At 69.9% G+C, this 19,227-nt stretch carries 19 protein-coding genes; 5 read left to right on the forward strand and 14 right to left on the reverse strand.

Annotated elements, in window-relative coordinates; translation table 11 throughout:
• Positions 1-73: 73 nt before the first annotated feature.
• The 6 genes from BOSE125_RS11780 to BOSE125_RS11805 all read right to left on the reverse strand — a co-directional run bounded on the left by BOSE125_RS11780 (position 74) and on the right by BOSE125_RS11805 (position 3,356).
• Complete coding sequence (locus BOSE125_RS11780) at positions 74-829, reverse strand: hypothetical protein (protein WP_159552749.1); 756 nt, start codon at positions 827-829, stop codon at positions 74-76.
• A gap of 202 nt (positions 830-1,031) precedes the next feature.
• Positions 1,032-1,316, reverse strand: coding sequence for an HU family DNA-binding protein (locus BOSE125_RS11785; protein WP_115932098.1), 285 nt, complete (start codon positions 1,314-1,316; stop codon positions 1,032-1,034).
• A gap of 406 nt (positions 1,317-1,722) precedes the next feature.
• A complete protein-coding gene (gene rpsN / locus BOSE125_RS11790) occupies positions 1,723-2,028 on the reverse strand; it encodes a 30S ribosomal protein S14 (protein ID WP_159552751.1) in 306 nt (101 codons plus the stop codon).
• 3 nt (positions 2,029-2,031) lie between these two features.
• Positions 2,032-2,199, reverse strand: a complete 168-nt coding sequence (rpmG, locus tag BOSE125_RS11795; protein WP_159552753.1) for a 50S ribosomal protein L33 — start codon at positions 2,197-2,199, stop codon at positions 2,032-2,034.
• A gap of 1 nt (position 2,200) precedes the next feature.
• Positions 2,201-2,437 carry a 50S ribosomal protein L28 gene (gene rpmB / locus BOSE125_RS11800; RefSeq protein WP_115932101.1) on the reverse strand — a complete coding sequence of 79 codons (237 nt, stop codon included), beginning with the start codon at positions 2,435-2,437 and terminating at the stop codon, positions 2,201-2,203.
• Positions 2,438-2,867: 430 nt separating this feature from the next.
• Positions 2,868-3,356 (reverse strand): MarR family winged helix-turn-helix transcriptional regulator, encoded by a 489-nt coding sequence (locus BOSE125_RS11805; RefSeq protein ID WP_371300782.1) that lies wholly within the window; start codon positions 3,354-3,356, stop codon positions 2,868-2,870.
• A 320-nt stretch (positions 3,357-3,676) separates the two neighbouring features.
• Here BOSE125_RS11805 and BOSE125_RS11810 point away from each other — a divergent pair, with 320 nt between their 5' ends.
• The gene (locus BOSE125_RS11810) at positions 3,677-5,056 is read left to right on the forward strand and encodes an aspartate aminotransferase family protein (RefSeq protein WP_159552757.1); all 1,380 of its coding nucleotides are present in this window, start codon (positions 3,677-3,679) and stop codon (positions 5,054-5,056) included.
• An 18-nt stretch (positions 5,057-5,074) separates the two neighbouring features.
• Here the strand turns inward: BOSE125_RS11810 and BOSE125_RS11815 are convergent, their stop codons facing one another.
• Entirely contained in the window at positions 5,075-5,638 is a 564-nt protein-coding gene (locus tag BOSE125_RS11815; RefSeq protein WP_159552759.1) for a DUF6328 family protein, read from the reverse strand.
• Entirely contained in the window at positions 5,635-8,298 is a 2,664-nt protein-coding gene (locus BOSE125_RS11820) for an ATP-dependent DNA ligase (protein ID WP_159552761.1), read from the reverse strand. The genes BOSE125_RS11815 and BOSE125_RS11820 overlap by 4 nt, the downstream gene beginning before the upstream one ends.
• Before the next feature lie 45 nt (positions 8,299-8,343).
• On the opposite strand from BOSE125_RS11820, the gene BOSE125_RS11825 reads away from it, so the two are divergent.
• Complete coding sequence (locus BOSE125_RS11825; RefSeq protein WP_159552763.1) at positions 8,344-9,336, forward strand: Ku protein; 993 nt, start codon at positions 8,344-8,346, stop codon at positions 9,334-9,336.
• Between the two features lies 1 nt (position 9,337).
• A complete protein-coding gene (locus tag BOSE125_RS11830; RefSeq protein WP_159552765.1) occupies positions 9,338-10,369 on the forward strand; it encodes a DNA topoisomerase IB in 1,032 nt (343 codons plus the stop codon).
• On the opposite strand, the gene BOSE125_RS11835 is transcribed toward BOSE125_RS11830, so the two are convergent.
• The gene (locus BOSE125_RS11835) at positions 10,366-10,650 is read right to left on the reverse strand and encodes a Rho termination factor N-terminal domain-containing protein (RefSeq protein ID WP_159552767.1); all 285 of its coding nucleotides are present in this window, start codon (positions 10,648-10,650) and stop codon (positions 10,366-10,368) included. The two genes, BOSE125_RS11830 and BOSE125_RS11835, sit on opposite strands and share 4 nt — an antisense overlap.
• Positions 10,651-10,885: 235 nt before the next feature.
• Between BOSE125_RS11835 and BOSE125_RS11840 the strand changes: the two genes are divergently transcribed.
• Both BOSE125_RS11840 and BOSE125_RS11845 read left to right on the forward strand, forming a co-directional pair.
• Positions 10,886-12,127, forward strand: a complete 1,242-nt coding sequence (locus tag BOSE125_RS11840) for an NRAMP family divalent metal transporter (protein WP_236558185.1) — start codon at positions 10,886-10,888, stop codon at positions 12,125-12,127.
• A 5-nt stretch (positions 12,128-12,132) separates the two neighbouring features.
• A complete protein-coding gene (locus BOSE125_RS11845) occupies positions 12,133-12,921 on the forward strand; it encodes a putative hydro-lyase (protein ID WP_159552771.1) in 789 nt (262 codons plus the stop codon).
• A gap of 9 nt (positions 12,922-12,930) precedes the next feature.
• Here the strand turns inward: BOSE125_RS11845 and BOSE125_RS11850 are convergent, their stop codons facing one another.
• From BOSE125_RS11850 to BOSE125_RS11870, 5 genes are all read right to left on the reverse strand, one after another.
• Positions 12,931-13,623, reverse strand: a complete 693-nt coding sequence (locus BOSE125_RS11850; RefSeq protein WP_159552773.1) for a GntR family transcriptional regulator — start codon at positions 13,621-13,623, stop codon at positions 12,931-12,933.
• The gene (locus BOSE125_RS11855; RefSeq protein ID WP_159552775.1) at positions 13,616-15,403 is read right to left on the reverse strand and encodes a biotin carboxylase N-terminal domain-containing protein; all 1,788 of its coding nucleotides are present in this window, start codon (positions 15,401-15,403) and stop codon (positions 13,616-13,618) included. Before BOSE125_RS11855 ends, BOSE125_RS11850 begins: the two co-directional genes overlap by 8 nt.
• A complete protein-coding gene (locus tag BOSE125_RS11860) occupies positions 15,400-17,196 on the reverse strand; it encodes a carboxyltransferase domain-containing protein (RefSeq protein ID WP_159552777.1) in 1,797 nt (598 codons plus the stop codon). Before BOSE125_RS11860 ends, BOSE125_RS11855 begins: the two co-directional genes overlap by 4 nt.
• Positions 17,193-17,942: a LamB/YcsF family protein gene (locus tag BOSE125_RS11865; protein WP_159555119.1), complete on the reverse strand. Its 750-nt coding sequence runs from the start codon at positions 17,940-17,942 to the stop codon at positions 17,193-17,195. The genes BOSE125_RS11860 and BOSE125_RS11865 overlap by 4 nt, the downstream gene beginning before the upstream one ends.
• Before the next feature lie 204 nt (positions 17,943-18,146).
• On the reverse strand, positions 18,147-19,190 hold the full coding sequence (locus tag BOSE125_RS11870) for an alcohol dehydrogenase catalytic domain-containing protein (protein ID WP_159552779.1): 1,044 nt from the start codon (positions 19,188-19,190) through the stop codon (positions 18,147-18,149).
• Between the last annotated feature and the right edge of the window lie 37 nt (positions 19,191-19,227).

The raw sequence follows: 19,227 nt of genomic DNA on the forward strand, positions 1-19,227 counted from the left end.
GCCGGGCACGGCACCGGGCAGGGGTCTGCCGGATGGAGGGTGGAGCTTCCCCGGCCGGCGGATCAGTGGGCGATCAGGCGGCCAGGGCGAACTCCGGCGGACCGCGCAGCCGTTGTGTCGCCAGCAGCACCTCATCAGGCCGACGCGACCCCCGGACTGCGCGGACGGCCACCCGGCGGACGGGGACGGTCGGGACCCACCGAGCCAGCCGGGCGCCTGGGGACCGCAGGACGAGCCCGACGGCGAGTTCCGCCATCCGCGCCGCGAGCAGTTCCCCGCGGCGCAGGACCAGCACGGTCCCGACGGCGGCCAGCACGTGGGCGAGCACCATCCCCGCGGAGGGCGTGCTGAGGGCATCGTCGGCGGCAGCAGGGCTCGAGAGACCGGCCAGGGAGCCAGAGCCGAGATGGCCGGCATGGGTTGCCGAGCCGAGATGGCCTGCAGCCGATCTCAGCTCGCCGAGGGCACCGGCGTCGGCGGGCACGGCGGCGATGGAGTAGAGCCAATGGAAGAGCAGTTGGCTGGCACTCACCCCGGAGGCCAGGCGCCACCAGGACAGCCGGCGCCCGGCCAGGGCCGTACAGAGGGGGCCGGCCAGCGCGAGGGTGAGGATCCAGACGATCGGTGCCGGCCCGGCGTCGTGCAGGTGGTCTGCGACGTGGCCGTGTGCGGGCAGATCAGCCGAGCGTGAGGCGACGGACGCAAGGGTGTGCGATCCTGCGGCCCAGAGGGTGGCGACGACGGCGGCCGCCCAGCCGCGCAGCAACCGGGCGGGGCCACGCACGGGGGCGGGGTTGGGCACAGGGTAGCGAGCAGGGTGTGTGGCCACCGTGCACCTCCCTGGCGTCGAGCGCTTGGACCGACCTCTATGCTACGCGGATTCTACTGGGTGTAGAAAACCGCGAGGCCGGGATGCAGGCCGGCCACGCGGGGTCGAGGGGTTAACCGACGAAGGCGCCCCACTGTGTGGAGCGCCTTCGTCGATGGCCGGTCGCGGGACCCGTGAGGGCCACGTCCGCGGCCGTACTGGATCACTTGCCGGTGGCTGCAGCCTTCAGCTTGGAGCCAGCGGAGATCTTGACCGAGTGGCCGGCCGGGATCTGGATGGTCTCGCCGGTCTGCGGGTTGCGGCCGGTGCGGGCAGCGCGGTCGGTGCGCTCGACGGCGAGCCAGCCGGGGATGGTGACCTTCTCGCCCTTGGAGACCTGGGCGGAGAAGATCTCGAAGACGGCATCCAGCACGCCGTTCACGGCGGCCTGGGAGTTGCCGGTCTTCTCGGCGGCGGCGGCGACAAGTTCACTGCGGTTCATAGCCATGTGTCCTCCTGGACTTCGATGGTGGTTTCCGTTGGCCCGAACCGGTCAGATCCGGGCACGTGCTTCGAAAGCTACCACCCGGAAGCGCGGAAACACGCCATGGAAGCCTGCAAACACGCGGATTCTGGGGGAATTCCCACAAATTTCCGCCTCCAGGGCCCCTCCCGGCGGCAAAGGACCCTCTCCGCAGAGGAGAGGGCCCTTCGTCTTGTGGGGCATGACCAGCGCGGCTCGGAGCCTCCGGGGGTGGTCCCTGCTGGTCAGGAGGCGCGGTTCTGCAAAGCGAGGGCGAAAACGGCCGAAGGGGTGGCAGACCTCACGGTCTGCCACCCCTTCGGATGGTGTGTTTGGCGCCGGAAGGCACCGTCACCGGGCCAGAGGCCGGCGGGCTGTCACCGGATCGACGTCACCAGGACGACTTGGTGATGCCCGGCAGCTCGCCACGGTGGGCCATGTCGCGGAAGCGGACACGGGAGATGCCGAACTTCTGGAAGGTACCGCGCGGGCGGCCGTCGATGGCATCGCGGTTGCGGACACGCACCGGGGAGGCGTTGCGGGGAAGCTTCTGCAGGCCCACGCGGGCGGCCTCGCGCGCGTCATCGGAAGCGTTCGGGTCGACCAGGGTCTTCTTCAGCTCCAGGCGCTTCTCGGCATAGCGGGCAACGATGACCTTACGCTGCTCATTCTTGGCAATCATGGATTTCTTGGCCATGCCTCAGCGCTCCTCTCGAAATTCGACGTGCTGGCGTGCAACCGGATCGTACTTCTTGAGCACGATGCGGTCCGGGGTGTTGCGGCGGTTCTTGCGGGTCACATAGGTGTACCCGGTGCCGGCGGTGGACTTCAGCTTGATGATGGGACGTACGTCCTTGTCCTTGGCCATGTCAGAGCTTCACTCCCTTGGCGAGCAGATCGGCGATGACGGCGTCGATACCGCGCACGTCAATGGTCTTGATGCCCTTGGCGGACAGGGTCAGCGTCACGTTGCGGCGCAGGGACGGAACCCAGTAGGTCTTCTTCTGGATGTTCGGGTCGAACCGGCGCTTGGTGCGACGGTGCGAGTGGGAAATGCTGTGGCCGAAACCTGGCCCAGCCCCGGTTACCTGGCAGTTTGCTGCCATGATCACTCCTCGTTGCAAGTAGTAGTAAAAGAACGGGCGGAACCCGTTGTGAAGCATCCGGACGAACCGGGCGCTCCACGAGTCCCGCCACCAGTTGTGACACCGCGCTCTTACTGCGACTTTCCGAAGGGGTAACCAGGCTGGGTGAGATCCAACCGAAGTGCCCTATATCGCGGGGGAAGACGGTGAGTCCCCAGCGGCGCCGGTGAAGGCTGGCCGGGGATCCGGTTACGGGAAGCACGTTGTTTTCCGATGTCCTGGCGACCCCTGCGGAACACGGGCACACCACAACTCAACGCGGCTTAACGCCGTTCCATCTTAGGGCACAGTCCCGCATCGTTCAAACCGGCCAACAAAAAAACAACTGACGCCGGTCAGCCGGGCAGGCGCTGGTCAGCCGCATCGAGGCAGTCAGGCGGGTCGAGACCGGTCAGGCGGGCCGGGGCTTGTCATTCACCAGCGCCGGATCCCGGAAGACCCAGTGCTCCGGGTCCAGATGCGCGAGGATCTTGGAGCCGATCCGGCCCAGGTCCGCCAGGTCGCGGTCATCCAGGCTGTCCAGCAACCGCGCGCGCACGCTGGCCACGTGGTGGGGGGCCAGGCGGACGATCTCGGCCATCCCCTCGTCCGTGATGACGGCCATCGTGACGCGCGCATCCTCGCTCGAGGGGCTGCGCCGCATCAGGCCACGGCCTTCAAGCTTGCGGGCCACATGGGACAACCGTGACAGGGAGGAGTTCGTGCGGGCGGCCAGCTCACTCATCGGCAACGCCTCGCCGCTCTCCGAGAGCATGGCCAGCACCTGGTACTCGAAGAAGCTGACAGTGCCCTCCACCTGCAGGTCTGCCTCCAGGGTCGGCATGAGCTGCATGTGGGTGGCCACGAGGGTGAGCCAGGCCCGGCGTTCCGCGGCGGACAGCCAACGGACGCCGTCGAGGCCGGTCTCTGCGGAGGACTCCGTGTCCCGGGCCGCCTGAACAGAATCTCTCACGGGGTCCATGATGCCATGGTGCCATTCCGCGGGCCGAGCCCTGCGCGCATCACGCCACGTGAACCGGGCATCTGTACGAACTGGTCCGCACTGGTCCGCCCTGGTCCGCACGTGGTCGCATTGGCCCGCGCACGCCCGCCGCCGCGGTGGATCAGGCATGCTGGTGGACAGGAGTGTCCCCTGACACATCAGGATTGCCACACCATGTGCCACACCACGATGCCCGCCGGCCCGTACCAGGAGAGTCGATGACCATTCAGCCCGTGTCCCCTGACCCGACCATCAGCGAAGACCTGCTGGCCGCCGGCCGCAAGGCCTACGACCTCGACCGCGAGCATGTGTTCCACTCGTGGAGCGCCCAGCGGTCCATCACGCCCATGACGATCGTCAAGACCGAGGGCCCCTATGTCTGGGACGGGCAGGGCCACCGTCTCATCGACTTCTCCTGCCAGCTGATCAACACGAACATCGGCCACTCCCACCCGAAGGTCGTGGCCGCCATCCAGGAGCAGGCCGCGGACATCGCCACCATCAACCCTGCCCACGTCAACGCCGCCCGGTCCGAGGCGGCCCGGCTCGTGGCGGACCTGACACCCGGGGACCTGAACCACGTGTTCTTCACGAACGCAGGAGCGGACGCCGTGGAGCACGCCGTGCGGATGGCCCGGGTCCACACGGGCCGGCCCAAGGTACTGTCCGCCTACCGCGCGTACCACGGAGGCACGGACCTGGCCTTCGCCCTGACCGCCGACCCCCGGCGGAATCCCGTCGACAAGGCGACGGCCGGCGTCGCCCATTTCATGCCCGCCTATCCGTACCGCAGTTATTTCCATGCGACCACCGAGCAGGAGGAGTCCGAGCGCGCACTGGCGCATCTGGAGCAGACCATCCTGCTCGAGGGGCCGCAGTCGATCGCGGCGGTGATCCTTGAGTCCGTCCCCGGCACGGCTGGGATCTACGTGCCGCCGGCAGGATATCTGCAGGGGGTGCGGGAGCTGACCCGCAAGTACGGCATCCTGTTCATCGCGGACGAGGTCATGGTGGGCTTCGGCCGCACCGGCGAATGGTTCGCGGTCAACCACTGGGGTGTGGAGCCGGACCTGCTGGCCTTCGCCAAGGGCGTGAACTCCGGCTACGTGCCACTCGGCGGGGTCGCCCTCTCGGACGCGGTCTACGAGACCTTCGCCGAGACGCCCTACCCGGGCGGGCTGACGTACTCCGGCCACCCGTTGGCGTGTGCCGCGGCCGTGGCCACGTTGAACGCGATGCAGGACGAGGGCATGGTGGCCAACGTGGCCCGGCTGGGCGAGGAGATCATCGGGCCGCGCCTGCGGGAGATCCTCGAAGCGCACCCCTCCGTGGGAGATGTCCGTGGCCTGGGCGCCTTCTGGGCCGTGGAGCTGGTGAAGAACCGTGAGACCAAGGAGCCCATGGCCGCCTATGGCGGTTCCTCCCCCGAGATGAACGAGCTCGTGGCCGAGTGCAAGAGGCTGGGGCTCCTGCCGTTCCAGAACATGAACCGCATCCACGTGGCCCCGCCCCTGAACGCCCCGGACGAGGTGGTGCGCCACGGACTGGACATCCTGGACCAGGCCCTGGCGGTCACCGACCGGTACGTCACCGGCTGAGCACGCGAGGTTCCCGGCTCAGTCATCAGTTCGGGATTCTGGAGGCGTCCCGGGGCGCAGCAGCGGCGGGAGCACCCCCATCAGCACCGCGATCACGAGGGCGGTGGCACCGGTGATCCACCAGGCCACGTCCGTGGCCACCAGGACGTGGGCGATGAACGCCACGCAGCCGGCCAGCAGCAGCCCCATCCCGGCCAGGCAGATCCGCACCACGCGGTCTCCGAGCGCCACGGTGCGGTCCTTGACGAGCCGGCCGAAGAAGCGTCGGTGGATCACCACGGGCAGCAGCATCAGGACGGTCAACAGCACCGCCGTCACCAGCAGCGCCAGGTACCACCCCTGGAGATGGCTGGCCACCTCGGCGAACCGGGCCTGGAACGGCAACGTCATCAGGAACGCCGTGACGATCTGCGTCCCGGTCTGCATCACCCGCAGCTCCTGGAGCAGGTCGCTCCAGTTGCGGTCCAGCTTCTCCGCCGGCGTCTCATGCCGGAGGGCCGCCTCCGGGGATGCGCCCTCACCGGCCGGCGCCGGGGAGTGCCGCTCGCCGGCCGGCTCGGGGCCGTGCGCCGCGCGGCTCACGGGATCTCCCAGCGCACCTCGTCAGGGGACTTGTCCTCACGCCAGCCCCGCCACGAGGCCTGACGGACCCGGCCGGAACGGGTCCGTCCAGCCAGGGACACCTCGCCCACCAGTGATGGAGTGACCCACCAGGCATCGGAACGGTCCTCGGCGGGCACGTCCGGCACCGGCGGGGTCTTGCGGTGCAGGCGCCGCAACCGGGATTCGGCATCCGCCAGCTGGGCCGCCGAGAATCCGGTGCCCACCCGCCCCGCGTACCGCAGGTCACCCGCCTCGTCCGGCACGGCCACCAGCAGGGAGCCGATCCCGCCCGAGCGGCCACCCTTGCCCTCCCGGGCCCCGATGACCACGACCTCCTGGTGCTGTTGCAGCTTCAGCTTGATCCACGCGGAGCCGCGCCGCCCCGGCAGATACACGGAGTCCGTCCTCTTGGCGACCACGCCCTCGAGCCCGAGATCGCGGCTGGCCTGCTGGGCGCGGGCAAGGGTCCCGCGGTATCCCGGGGGCACGGACACCACGTCCCCGTTCCCGACGCCGGCCTCCAGCACCTCTCGACGCTCACCATAGGGGGTGCGCAGGAGGGAGCGGATCTGCCGCCCCGAGGCGCCCGGCGGCCCGAGCTGGAGGATGTCGAACACCAGATACCGCAACTCGATCCCCTCCGAATCGGCGGCGGACCGGTCGGTATGACCAGTCGGGGCGGTCCGGCCGGATCTGCCCCCACGCCGCGTTCCCCGGCTGGTGCGGCCGCTCACCTCCTGGAGCAGTCCGAAGTCCGGCCGGCCCTGGCCGTCCAGGGCCACGAGCTCCCCGTCGAGCACCGCCCCGCCACACTCCTCCGCCGGTCCAGTGAGCAGCTCGGTGAGTTCCCGCAGGGAGGGATAGTCGGCCGTCAGGTCCTTGCCGTTGCGGCTGGCCAGGACGACCTGCTCCGGCGTCACCCCGGCCAGGAGGCGGTAGCCGTCCCACTTCATCTCGTAGGACCAGTCCTCATCCGCGGTGAGGTCGGCGGGCTGACCGGAGGTGGCCAGCATCGGAGAAGGCAGGTCTGCCACCGTGAACGCGGAGTCCTCCGAACCCTTCGCGGCACGTTTCGCGGTGGGTTTCTCGGCACGTTTCCCGGTGGGTTCAGCGGTGGTCTTCGAATCGGGTTGTGCGGTGTCCGCCTCCGGCTGGTCCTGCATGAGGTGGAGCAGCCAGTTGTCCTCCCCACCCATGCCGGGGGCGTTGATCAGGGCGTAGCGCCGCGGCACCCCGCCGAGGCCGCCGTCCGGCCGCCCGGACAGCACGGCGATGACCTCCTTGCCCTCACGCCACTTCTCGATCTCGATGGTCCCGGCGTCCCAGATGGTGACCTCCCCGGCGCCATACTCGCCCTTCGCGATGGTGCCCTCGAAGGTGCCGTATTCCAGGGGGTGGTCCTCGGTCTGGACGGCCAGTCGGTTGGTCTCGGTGTCCAGGGGTGGCCCCTTGGGCACCGCCCAGGACACGAGCACTCCGGAGTGCTCGAGCCGGAAGTCCCAGTGCAGGCGCCGGGCGTGGTGTTCCTGGATGACGAAGGTCGGCCGATCGCCCTCACCGGGCTGCCGTTCCACGGGCGCCTCCGCCGGCACTGGTTCGGCCGTCTTGTTCGCATCCCGCATGGACCGGTACTTCGCGAGGCGGTCGTTCGCGGCGCCGGTGCCCGGACCCTTGCTGCGGCCGCGTGCACCCGGCGAGCGGCCGGCGTCGCCCTCGTCCGGACCGCCGGAGCTGCCTGGGCCGTCCGGCACCCAGCCGAGGGGCGCCAGCGGGTCTTGGCCGTCGGCGACCCGCTCCAGCACCTCGCCCAGCTCCAGATGCTTCAGGTCCGGGTCCTCCAGTTCCGCCCAGGTGCGCGGCGCGGCCACCGAGGGACGGTCCCGTCCACGCAGCGAGTAGGGAGCCACCGTGGTCTTGGACCCGTTGTTCTGGCTCCAGTCCACGAACACCTTGCCGGCGCGGCTGGCCTTGCGCATGCTGGAGATGACCTCGCCCGGATGATCTGCCTCCAGCGCCTTGGCCAGCTCGTGGGCCACGGCGCTGATGTCGTCCGCATTGTGCTGGCCGTCCAGCGCGGCGTAGAGGTGGATGCCCTTGGACCCCGAGGTCACGGGGAAGGACTCCATGCCCATGTCCGCCAGGATGTCCCGGCACCAGCGCGCCACCTCGGCACAGTCTGCCAACCCCACTCCCTCCCCTGGATCCAGATCCAGCACCAGGCGGTCCGGGTTGCGTGGCTGCCCGTTCCGCCCGAAACGCCACTGGGGCGTGTGCAGCTCCAGGGCCGCGACCTGGGCGAACCACGCCAGCACGGCCGGATCATTGGCCAGCGGATAGGTGTTGGTGTGGTCGGAGTGCGCGATCCTGCCGGTCGGGATCCAGGACGGCGCCGAGTCCTCGAGGTCCTTGCGGAAGAACACCTGTCCGGGCTTCTCCGCCGTACCCACGCCGTCCACCCACCGCTTGCGCGTGAGGGGGCGCTGGGCCACCTGCGGTATGAGCACGTCCGCCACCGCGAGGAAGTACTGCATGACCTCGGCCTTGGTGGTGCCGGTGGCCGGGTAGAGCACCTTGTCGAGGCTGGAGACGGAGAGTTGGTGGTCCCCGACGGTGTAGGTCTGCCGCGCGGAACGTGCCATGCCACCCCTCCCCCTGCCTGCCGGCAAGGGCCTATGCTGACGCCCATGAGAGCCATCTGGTCTGGATCTATCACCTTCGGCCTGGTGAACGTCCCTGTCAAGGCGTACTCGGCGGCGAAGAAGCATGACATCAGCTTCCACCAGGTCCACGACGCCGACGGCGGCCGGATCCGGTACCAGCGCCGCTGCGAGGTGTGCGGGAAGAAGATCGACTATGAGCACATCGACAAGGCCTACGAGGACGGCGAGCAGACCGTGGTCCTCACCGAAGAGGACTTCGCCTCGCTGCCGGAAGCGCAGAACGACGAGATCGAGGTGGTGCAGTTCGTCCCCTCGGACCAGATCGACCCCATCATGTTCGGCAAGAGCTACTTCTTGGAACCTCAGGGCAAGTCCCCGAAGTCCTACCTGTTGCTGCGGCAGGCACTGGGGGACACCGACCGCACCGCCGTGGTGACGTTCGCGCTGCGCCAGAAGACCCGGCTGGGCGCATTGCGTGTCCAGGACGACGTCCTGGTGCTCCAGGCCATGTACTGGGCGGACGAGGTCCGGGAGGTCGATTTTCCCGCGACCCGGTCCCGGGCCAAGATCGGCGCCAAGGAGAAGAAGCTGGCAGCGGCTCTGGTGGACCAGTTCGCCTCGGATTTCACGCCCGGGGAGTTCGAGGACACCTATCAGGTGGAGTTGCACAAGCTCGTCGACGCCAAACTCGAGCAGGGCGAGTCCCTGGACACCGCCGCCACGTTCGGCGACGTCACGGAGGAGTCTGAGGGCGAGGATGCCGAGGTCATCGACCTGATGCAGGCCTTGAAGGCCTCCCTGGACAAGAAGCGGGGTGGTCACAGGACCGGTGCCAAGAAGTCTGGCTCGTCCGGTGGGTCCGATGCCTCCGGCAAGTCTGGCCAGAAGCCGGCCAAGCCGGCCAAGCCGGCCAAGTCCGCCAAGTCAGCGAAGTCCGGCAAGAAGCCGGCCACGTCGGCGAAGTCCAGCGCGACGTCCGGAGAGAAGTCCGGTTCCCGCCGCCGCAAGAGCGCCTGAGATGGCCCGGCTGCGGAGGTCGACGCCGGGCACCGGGGGCTACACCCGGCACCGGGCGGGCACGGGGTTCAGCTACCGGGGCGCCAACGGACGCCGCATCACCAACGCCACCACCCTCGAACGTCTCCGTGGCCTGGTCGTCCCGCCCGCGTGGACGGACGTCTGGATCGCCGCGGACGCCCAGGCACATATCCAGGCCACGGGCGTGGACGACGCCGGCCGGACCCAGTACATCTACCATCCCCAGTGGCGTGCGCGGCGGGACGCCGAGAAGTACGAGCGCGCCCTGTCCTTCGCCGAGGCTCTGCCCGCGCTTCGCCGCCAGGTGAGCCGGGATCTGCGCCCCGCCGGCACGGCCGGAACCACCGCGAGAGGGAGGGCGAACGGGGACGCGGCGGGCCGGCGTCGGACACTGGCCGCCGCCGTGCGACTGATGGACCGGGCGGCCCTGCGGATCGGCGGCTCCGAGCACACGGGGCAGTTGGAGGCCTTCGGGGCGACCACCCTGCAGCGCCGGCATGTGGACGTCCATGCCCCGCACGTGCACCTGGTGTTCCGCGGCAAATCCGGCAGCGAGTGGGACGTGACGGTGAAGGACCCGGACCTGGCGGACTTCTTCGGCGGCATCCCGGCCACCCCGCGCACCGCACCGGCGGTGGCGTACCCGATCATGTCCGGCCGGCGCCGGGAGTGGAAGGGCGTGACGGCAGCGGATGTGAACGACTATCTCACCGACCTGGCGGGGTTGGAGTTCACCGCGAAGGACTTCCGGACCTGGCAGGGAACGGTGGCGGCGGCGCGGTCCCTGGCCCGCTCGCACCGTGCTGGAGTCACGTCCCCGGAGGCCGTGAAGATCGCCGTGCAGGCCGCGGCGGACCTGCTCCACAACACGCCCACCGTGGCCCGGGAGTCATACGTGGACCCCCGGGTGGTGGACCTGTTCGAGCGGGGACGGGTGATGGACCTGGACCGTCAGCCGGACCGTGCGCTGCTGCACCTGCTCACCGGAACGGACCAGCCGGATCGGAACTAGTGGTTGCGCAGCTTCTCGATCAGTTCCTCCTTGCGGAGATCGGAGTAGCCGGAGAGGTCCAGCTCCTTGGCCCGGTCCTTCAACTCCTCGACGGTCCAGTCCTCATAGGAACCGGACTCGCCGCCGCGCTCACCCACCTCGGAGCGGCTGTCTCGGGCGGCGGCATTCGAGATCCGGGCCGCCTTCTCCTTGCTGGCCCCGTCCTCGCGGAGGGCTTCGTACATCTCCTCGTCCTTGATCTGCGGGGCGTCGGATTCGTTGGATGCATTCTTCTTGGCCATGCGGCCAGTCTGTTCCCGCGGAGCGGTCCGTTTCAACAGCCGCCCCACGCTGACCCGCCCGATTCTCCTCCCGGGGGCCCCTCCGGTCGTCGGTGATCCACGGATCGCCCGCCGGTGATTCTCGCTGATTGTTGAACAATGCATTGTCATGATTGTTGAACAACCTGTAGTGTTCCCACAGATTCGATCGGTGACCCGCATCACGCGCCCCTGGAAGGACCCCATGAAGGAACCCATGCAGGACCCTGCCCTCGCGAACGCCCCGACCGCTCGGAAACGGCGTCCGAGGAACGCCCAGCGCACGGCCCTGCTCGGTGCCATGTTCCTCATGGCGACCAGCGCCATCGGTCCGGGCTTCATCACCCAGACCACCACGTTCACCGTCCAGCTCGGCGCCGCCTTCGCGTTCGCCATCCTGATCTCGATCCTCGTGGACATCGCCGTCCAGCTCAACGTCTGGCGCATCATCGGCATCTCCGGACTGCGTGCCCAGGAACTCGGCAACAAGGTCTTGCCGGGCATCGGCTGGGTGCTCGCGGCCCTGGTCTTCGCCGGCGGCCTGGTCTTCAACATCGGCAACATCGCCGGTACCGGCCTCGGGGCCAATGCCATGCTCGGCTTGGACCCGAAGATCGGCGGCCTGGTCTCCGCGGTGGTCGCCATCTTGATCTTCCTGTCCAAGCGGGCCGGCATGGCCCTGGACCGGATCGTCGTGATGCTCGGTGCCGTGATGATCCTGCTCATGCTCTACGTGGCCGTCGTCGCCGCGCCACCCGTCGGAGAGGCCCTGAAGAACACGGTCCTGCCGGAGACCGTGGACATCCTGGTCATCACCACCCTGGTGGGCGGCACCGTGGGCGGCTACATCACCTACGCCGGTGCCCACCGCATGATCGATTCGGGCATCCGCGGCCCGGGGGCCGTGAAGGAGATCACCCGCACCTCCATCCTCGGCATCGTCGTCACCGGTGTCATGCGCGTGCTGCTGTTCCTGGCGATCCTCGGCGTGGTGGCCGGCGGCGTGGCCCTGACCAGTGACAACCAGGCGGCCGAGGCCTTCCAGCACGCTGCCGGCGAGATCGGGCTGCGGATGTTCGGTGTGATCCTGTGGGCCGCCTCGGTCACCTCGGTGATCGGCGCGTCCTACACCTCGGTCTCCTTCATCACCAGGTCGGACGGCAACCCCCGCCGCCGCAACCTGCTCACCGTGGCCTTCATCGCCGTCTGCGCCGTGATCTACGCCTTCCTGGGCCAGGCACCCCAGACCCTGCTCGTCTTCGCGGGGGCGTTCAACGGTCTGATCCTGCCCATCGGCTTCGCCGTGCTGCTGTGGGTCGCCCTGCGCCGGCGGGACCTGCTGGGCGGCTACAAGTACCCCGTGTGGCTCATCGTCATCGGGGTGATGGCCTGGCTGGTGACCGTGTTCCTGGCCGTCTACTCCTTCGCCCCCGCCATCGACCTGCTGACCGGAGCCTGAACCGTATGAGCGAGAACCTGTCCACCCTCTCCCCCGCCGAGGCCCGGGCGCGCTTCCGCGCCGGGCTGGTGCGGCCGACGTCGGGCATCTCCGCCGGGTATGCCCAGGCCAACCTGATCATCGTTCCGGCGTCCCACGCCTTCGACCTGCTGCTGTTCGCCCAACGCAACCCCAAGCCCATGCCCCTGCTCGGCGTGCTCGACGCCGGCCAGGTCACCTCGGACCTGCTGACCGGCGGCGACATCCGCACGGACGTTCCGCGGTACGTGGTCTACGAGGACGGGGTCCCGGTGGCCGAGCCGACCGAGATCACCGACTGGTGGCGGGACGACCTCGTGACGTTCATCGTCGGCTGCTCCTTCACCTTCGAGGCGGCACTGGTGGCCGGCGGGGTGCCCGTGGCCCACCAGCAGCAGGGGGTGAACGTGCCGATGTACCGCACCTCGACCCGCTGCACCCCGGCCGGGAACCTGGCCGGACCGCTGGTCGTCTCGATGCGGCCGGTCCCCGCGTCCCAGGTGGCTGACGCCGTCCGGATCACCTCCCGCTACCCCGCGGTCCATGGGGCGCCCGTACACGTGGGGTCACCGCACGAACTCGGGATCACGGACCTGTCCCGCCCGGACTTCGGAGACCCGGTGGAGATCCCGGCCGAGCACATCCCGGTCTTCTGGGCCTGCGGCGTGACCCCGCAGGCGGCCGTCATGGAGTCGCGGCCCCCGCTGGCGATCGGTCACGCGCCCGGCCACATGCTCATCACCGACGCGCGGGACTCCGACTACCTGGTGCCCTGACCCGGGCCCTCAGAGCCCCCGGCGGTCCAGGTGGTCCAACAGTTCCGCCTCGGCGGTGTCCAGATACGTCCGCAGGGCGACGGCGGCCTCCTCGCGGCGGCCATCCCGCAGCATCCGAACCAGGTCACGGTTGTGCTCGGCGTACCCGGAGTGGAAATCGGGGGCATCGGACATCCGGTAGAACACCAGCCGCATCCGGGCCAGCGTCCGGTCCATGACCGTGGACAGGGTCGGCGAGCCGGCCATCGCCACGATCACCCCGTGCAGCTGCTGGTTCGCGTCCGCCATGCCGGGGACGTCATCGGCCGCGAGGGCGGCGAGCGCGCGCCCGACGATCTCGTCCAGCTCGGCCAGCGCAGGTGCGGTCAGGTCCCCCCAGAGCAGGGCGGCCGGCTCGATCATGCGGCGGATCCGATAAATCTCCCGGATGTCCTCCGCATCCGGCTTGGCGACGAAGACCCCCCGATTGGGCAGCCGTTCGACGATCAGTTCGTCGGCCAACGTCCCGAAGGCCTCGCGCAGGGTGTTCCGGGAGACGGCCAGGTCGGCGGCGAGCCCCTGCTCCGCCAGCTTCGCCCCGGGCAACAACTCACCGCGGGAGATCCTGGCTCGCAGGACCTGCGCCGCCCACGCCCCCGTGTGCGCGTGCGCGGCACGCGCCGTGTGTGCTGGGGTTGAGGCTGGCACTGAGGGCTCAGTCAAGGCGACCCAGCTCCTGTCCCCGTTCCACCGGGTCGCCCGGGCCGAGTCCGGCGCGGGAGAAGACACCGGCCGACGGCGCCGGCACGGCGGTCTCCATCTTCATCGCCTCCAGCACCACCAGGTCTTCCCCGGGGCTCACCTCGGCCCCGTCGTCCACGAGCCACGTCACCACGGTGCCATTCATCGGGGCGGGGACGACGCCGGCCCGCTCCCCTGACGAGGCGCGTCCCGGTCCACCGTCCGTCCCGGCGGTGTCCCCGCTGCCTCCGCTGTTACCGCTGTTGCCGCCGCTGCGCAGGGCACGCACCAGTTCGGCGGGCAGGCCGAGACTGACGGCCCTGCCGTCCACGGTGACGGTCATCCCGGTGCGTTCGGCCCCGGGTGTGGCGGCGGCCAGGTAGGGAGAGGCCTCCAGGTCGGCGGCGAAGTCCGACTCGATCCAGGTCGTGTGGACGCCGAGACCGTCTTGCGACGTGAAGTCAGGGTGGTCCAGGACGGCCTGGTGGAACGGGACCACGGTCGGCAGGCCGCGGATGGCCAGTTCGTCCAAGGCGGTCCGTGCCCGCCGGAGGGCCTGCTGGCGGTCCTCCCCCCAGACGATGAGCTTGGCCAGCAGCGAGTCGTACTCGGCCGGAACGGTGGATCCCGAGCGCACACCGGTGTCCACGCGGATCCCTGCGCCGGTGGGAGCCTCGAAGGCCTCGACCGTTCCCGGGGAGGGCAGGAAGCCCAGGGCCGGGTCCTCGGCGTTGAGCCGGAACTCGAGGGCATGTCCGCGCGGGGCCGGATCCTCGCTCAGGGAGAGCCGCTCCCCCGCGGCGATCCGGAACTGCTCACGGACCAGGTCCACTCCGGTGGTCTCCTCGGTGACGGGGTGCTCGACCTGCAGACGGGTGTTGACCTCGAGGAAGGAGATCAGCCCGTCCGGGGCGACCAGGTACTCGACCGTGCCGGCGCCGGTGTAGCCGGCCTCGCGGCAGATGGCCTTCGCCGAGGCATGGATGCGGTCGAGCTGCGCTGACGTCAGGAACGGGGCGGGGGCCTCCTCCACGAGCTTCTGGTTCCGGCGTTGCAGGGAGCAGTCCCGGGTGCCGACCACCACCACGGTGCCGTGGGTATCCGCCAGCACCTGTGCCTCCACGTGCCGCGGTTTCTCCAGGAACCGTTCCACGAAGCACTCACCACGGCCGAAGGCCGCCACGGCCTCCCGCACGGCGGAGTCGAAGGCGGACTCCACGTCCTCCATCCGGTGCACGATCTTCATGCCGCGGCCGCCACCGCCGAAGGCGGCCTTGATGGCCACGGGCAGGCCGTGCTCCTCGGCGAAGGCCCGCACCTGGGCGGCGTCCTCCGCCGGTCCATCGGTTCCCGGGACCAGGGGCGCCCCGGCGTTGACGGCGATCCTCCGGGCGGAGACCTTGTCCCCGAGGGCACGGATCGCTGCCGGGGATGGGCCGATCCAGGTCAGTCCGGCCTCGATCACGGCCTCGGCGAAGTCCGCGTTCTCGGACAGGAAGCCGTAGCCCGGGTGCACGGCATCGGCCCTGGAGCGCCGGGCGATCTCCAACAGCCTGCCGATGTCCAGGTAGGTCTCTGCGGCGGAGGTGCCGTCCAGTGCGTAGGCCTCGTCCGCGCGGTGCACGTGCATCGCGTCCGCATCCGGATCCGAGTACACGGCCACGGACGCGAGTCCGGCATCCGTGCAGGCGCGGGCCACGCGCACGGCGATCTCCCCGCGGTTGGCGATCAGGACCTTGGTCAGGGTTCGGTGGGGGCTCATGGATCGGTCCTCTCGGGGACGGTCTCGGAGAAGATGGTCGCGGACGGGGTGGTCTCAGGCGGAGTGGTCGCGGACGGGGTGGTCGCGGAAAGGGTGGTCAGCACGAAGCGGACACGCGCCCCGGGGGGCAGCTGCGCGGCCAGGGTCAGGTCCTCCGGGACCACGACCCCGACCACGGGATAGCCGCCGGTGACGGGATGATCGGCCAGGAACAGCACGGGCAGTCCGGACGGCGGCACCTGCAGTGCGCCGGCCACGGCTCCCTCACTGGCCAATTCACCCTCCTGGATCCGCTCCAGGGGCTTGTCGGCCTCCGGTGTCCTGCCCGGGGACACTGCGAGCCGTACGCCGATGCGGTTGGACTGGTCGGTCACGTGCCAGTCCTGGCCGGCCAGCCGGTCCAGCCCGGCCGGGCCGAACCAGTCGTCGCGGGGTCCGGGAACCACACGCAACTCGGTCGTCGCCCCGGACCGCGGCATGCGGCGCAACGGCGGTTCATCGCTCCCGACGGCGGCATACCCAGCTCTCGCGCCCACCGGAACCTCGGTGCCGGCGACCAGGGGTGCGGGCCCGAGTCCGGACATGGTGTCCGTCGAGCGACTGCCCAGCACCACGTTGGCCTCCAGTCCTCCGCGCACAGCCACGTAGGTGCGCAGACCGGCCGTGGGCTCACCGATCTCAAGGACCTCCCCGTCATAGAGGGCGAAGGGTGTCCGACGGGCCACGACCCGGTCGGCCGGCAGTCCTCCGGCGACGGCCGTGATGACCGCTGGAGCTTCGGCGCCGGCGAGCGCCAGGACCTGGTGTCCGCGTGCGCGCAGCCGCAGTCCGCCGAGCAGCGTCTCGATCACGGCCGCCCCCGGTGCGTTGCCCACGATCCGGTTGGCCTGCCGGGCCGAGCCCGCGTCTGCGGCACCGGCGGCGGAGACCCCGAGGTCGCCCTGCCCCGGTCGGCCCAGGTCCTGGATGAGCGACTGCAGTCCGGGGTGTTCGATGACCACCGCGGGACCGGTGCCGGTTGCCGCGGTGCCGGCCGGCGTCGTACCAGGGTCCGTGTTTCCTCCCGCACTGATGCGCGCCTGGTCGCGGACGGCACGGTAGCGGACGCGGTCCCCCGGGGCCACCAGCGCGGGCGCGGACCGGTTCAGGTCCCACAGGGTGGCGTTGGTGCGGCCGATCAACTGCCAGCCGCCCGGTGAGGACCGGGGGTAGACGGCGGAGAAGCGTCCGGCCAGGGCGACCGAACCGGCCGGGACCGTGGTGCGGGGGCTGTCGCGGCGGGGGATGTCCAGGGTGCGGCCATCCCCCGGGTGGTCCGCCGAGTTGTCCGCTGGGTTGTCCGCTGGGTTGTCCGCTGGCACCAGGTAGGTGAAGCCGGGGGCGAAGCCACCGAAAGCCCCGATCCAGGCGGTCTCGGTGTGCCAGCGGATGAGCCCGTCCCGGCCCAGACCGGTCAGTTCGCCGACCTCGTCCAGGTCCTCGCCGTCGTAGACGACCTCGATCTCCACCAGACCTCCCGCCTGGACGTGACCCTCCACAGGCCCCCACGCGCGCAGGACCTCCGCGGCGGACTGGGCTGCCCCGCGATGAGTGAAGGACAGCGCCAGGGTCTCGGCGGCGGCCAGCGCCTCGACCTGCCCTGGCAGCGGTTCGGAGGTGAGGCGGGCGTGCATCGCCACGACGTCGGCCAGGGACCGGCACTCGAGGAGGAAGGCCCGGGTGCCGGACCATCGGATGCCGCGCGGGCTGGTTCCCGGCTCCGCGAGGTGGCCACCGGGTGCGGTGCCGCTCACGCGAAGGAGCCGATCCGCACCCCGGCCCCCTCGAGACCGGCCCGGACGGCAGCCGCCATCGCCACTGCCCCGGGGGTGTCACTGTGGACGCAGATGCTGGCCGCCTCCACCCGGATCTCGGTGCCGTCCACCGCCGTCAGCGTTCCCTCGGTGGCGAGCCGGACCATGCGCTCGGCGACCAGCTCCTCGTCATGGAGGACGGCGCCGGGCTCACGGCGGGAGACCAGGGTTCCCTCCGGGGTGTAGGCGCGGTCGGCGAAGGCCTCCGTCACCACGCGCATCCCCTCGGCCGAGGCGATCTCGGCGGCCACCGCCCCGGGCAGCAGGAGGAGCGGCAGCTCGGGATCGTAGGCCTTGACGGCATCCACCACGGCCCGGGCATGCACGCTGTGGTGGACGATCGTGTTGTAGAGGGCGCCATGCGGCTTGACGTACCGGACAGCGGTCCCGGCCGCATGGGCCATCGCCTCCAGGGCGCCGATCTGGTACAGGACGTCGTCGGCCAGTTCAGTGGGCGAGCAGTCCAGGAACCGGCGGCCGAAGCCGGCCAGATCCCGGTACGCCACGTGCGCCCCGACCGTGATCCCCGCCGCCGCGGCGTCCCGGCAGGTCTGCGCGATGACCGACGGGTCGCCGCCGTGGAAGCCGCAGGCGACGTTCGCGGAGGACACCGAGCGGAAGATCGCGGCGTCGTCGCCCAGGGTGTACGAGCCGAAGGACTCGCCGACGTCACTGTTCAGGTCCATCTGTGCGGTGCTGCCCTGTGCGTTCACGGTGGTGACCTCCGTCTCTCTTCTTGGTCACCCCAGCATGCCCCACCGACACCGATTGTTCAACAATCTTCCGTGGGAGGTGTGGAGCCGTCCGGGTCGAGCGATCAGTTGCGGGGTTCCACCCCAGTGGCCCGAGCCCGGACCGGGTCGGAATCCCGCAACTGATCACCAGGGGCGTCAGGAATGCGGCACGACGACGGCGCGGCCGGAGATCTTCCCGTCCACCAGGGCCTGGTAGGCCTCGAGGGCCCGGTCCATGGGGTACGTCGTGTACATCGGCTTCACCTGCCCGGCCTTGAACAGGTCGACCACCTCGTACAGCTCCTCGATGGTTCCCCAGTAGGTGCTGGTCAGCTCCACCTCATAGGGGGCCGTGAAGAAGGACCAGTCATAGGACCCTCCGGCGATCCCGACAATCGTGCAGCGGCCCTGACGTGCCGTGGAGCCCATGGCGGTCTTCACGGTCGGCCCGACGCCTACGAAATCGAATGCGGCATCCACGCCCTTCCCGCCGGTGACCTCACGGATGCGCTCGATCTGGCCCTCACCGCCCGCCACGGTGACTGCCCCCAGCTTCTCCGCCTCGGCCATGGCCTCCGGCTTCATGTCCGTGGCGATGATGGTGGCACCTGTGAGGGCCTTGAGGATCTGCACACCGAGCAGGCCGAGGCCCCCCAATCCGATGACCAGGGCGTACTTGCCGCCACCGTTGAGGTGCGGCAGAGCCAGCTTGATCGCGTGGTAAGGGGTCAGCGCGGCGTCGGAGAGGGAGGCCGCCGCGACCGGATCGGCGTCACCCAGTGGAACCAGGTTGCGGGCCGGCACGCGCACATACTCAGCCATCCCGCCGTCACGCCCGAGCCCCACCCCCATGTAAGGCATGGTGGCGGCGTTCTCGCAGTAGGTGTCCTGGCCACGCGAGCAGGCCCGGCAGTGCTGGCACCCGATGGGCCCGTAGACGAGGTAGGCATCCCCCTTGTTCAGGCCTTCCACACCGGGGCCGAGTTCCTCGATCCAGCCGGAGTTCTCATGACCCAGGGTGAAGGCCGGGGGAACGGCCCCCGGGGCCCCCTCGGTGAAGTCCTGGAAGATCGCGACGTCGGAGTGACAGGCTCCCGCTCCGGCCACCTTGAGCAGGACCTCGCCGGGGCCGGGAACCGGCTTCTCGACGTCCTTGAGCTCGGGGAAGGTCTGGTAGTTCTCAAACACGACGGCACGCACGGGTCCTCCTGAAAAGCGGGCTTGGCATGGTCCGGTG

This window comes from Citricoccus sp. K5 (assembly GCF_902506195.1).
Taxonomy (GTDB): domain Bacteria; phylum Actinomycetota; class Actinomycetes; order Actinomycetales; family Micrococcaceae; genus Citricoccus.

Bases quoted from the DNA above. Each gene is read 5' to 3' on its own strand.
- BOSE125_RS11785 (WP_115932098.1), bottom strand. From the start codon at position 1,316: ATGGCTATGAACCGCAGTGAACTTGTCGCCGCCGCCGCCGAGAAGACC.
- BOSE125_RS11845 (WP_159552771.1), top strand. From the start codon at position 12,133: ATGAGCGAGAACCTGTCCACCCTCTCCCCCGCCGAGGCCCGGGCGCGC.
- BOSE125_RS11865 (WP_159555119.1), bottom strand. From the start codon at position 17,942: ATGGACCTGAACAGTGACGTCGGCGAGTCCTTCGGCTCGTACACCCTG.
- rpmB (WP_115932101.1), bottom strand. From the start codon at position 2,437: ATGGCAGCAAACTGCCAGGTAACCGGGGCTGGGCCAGGTTTCGGCCAC.
- rpmG (WP_159552753.1), bottom strand. From the start codon at position 2,199: ATGGCCAAGGACAAGGACGTACGTCCCATCATCAAGCTGAAGTCCACC.
- BOSE125_RS11810 (WP_159552757.1), top strand. From the start codon at position 3,677: ATGACCATTCAGCCCGTGTCCCCTGACCCGACCATCAGCGAAGACCTG.
- BOSE125_RS11820 (WP_159552761.1), bottom strand. From the start codon at position 8,298: ATGGCACGTTCCGCGCGGCAGACCTACACCGTCGGGGACCACCAACTC.
- BOSE125_RS11855 (WP_159552775.1), bottom strand. From the start codon at position 15,403: ATGAGCCCCCACCGAACCCTGACCAAGGTCCTGATCGCCAACCGCGGG.
- BOSE125_RS11825 (WP_159552763.1), top strand. From the start codon at position 8,344: ATGAGAGCCATCTGGTCTGGATCTATCACCTTCGGCCTGGTGAACGTC.
- BOSE125_RS11840 (WP_236558185.1), top strand. From the start codon at position 10,886: ATGCAGGACCCTGCCCTCGCGAACGCCCCGACCGCTCGGAAACGGCGT.
- BOSE125_RS11835 (WP_159552767.1), bottom strand. From the start codon at position 10,650: ATGGCCAAGAAGAATGCATCCAACGAATCCGACGCCCCGCAGATCAAG.
- BOSE125_RS11830 (WP_159552765.1), top strand. From the start codon at position 9,338: ATGGCCCGGCTGCGGAGGTCGACGCCGGGCACCGGGGGCTACACCCGG.
- rpsN (WP_159552751.1), bottom strand. From the start codon at position 2,028: ATGGCCAAGAAATCCATGATTGCCAAGAATGAGCAGCGTAAGGTCATC.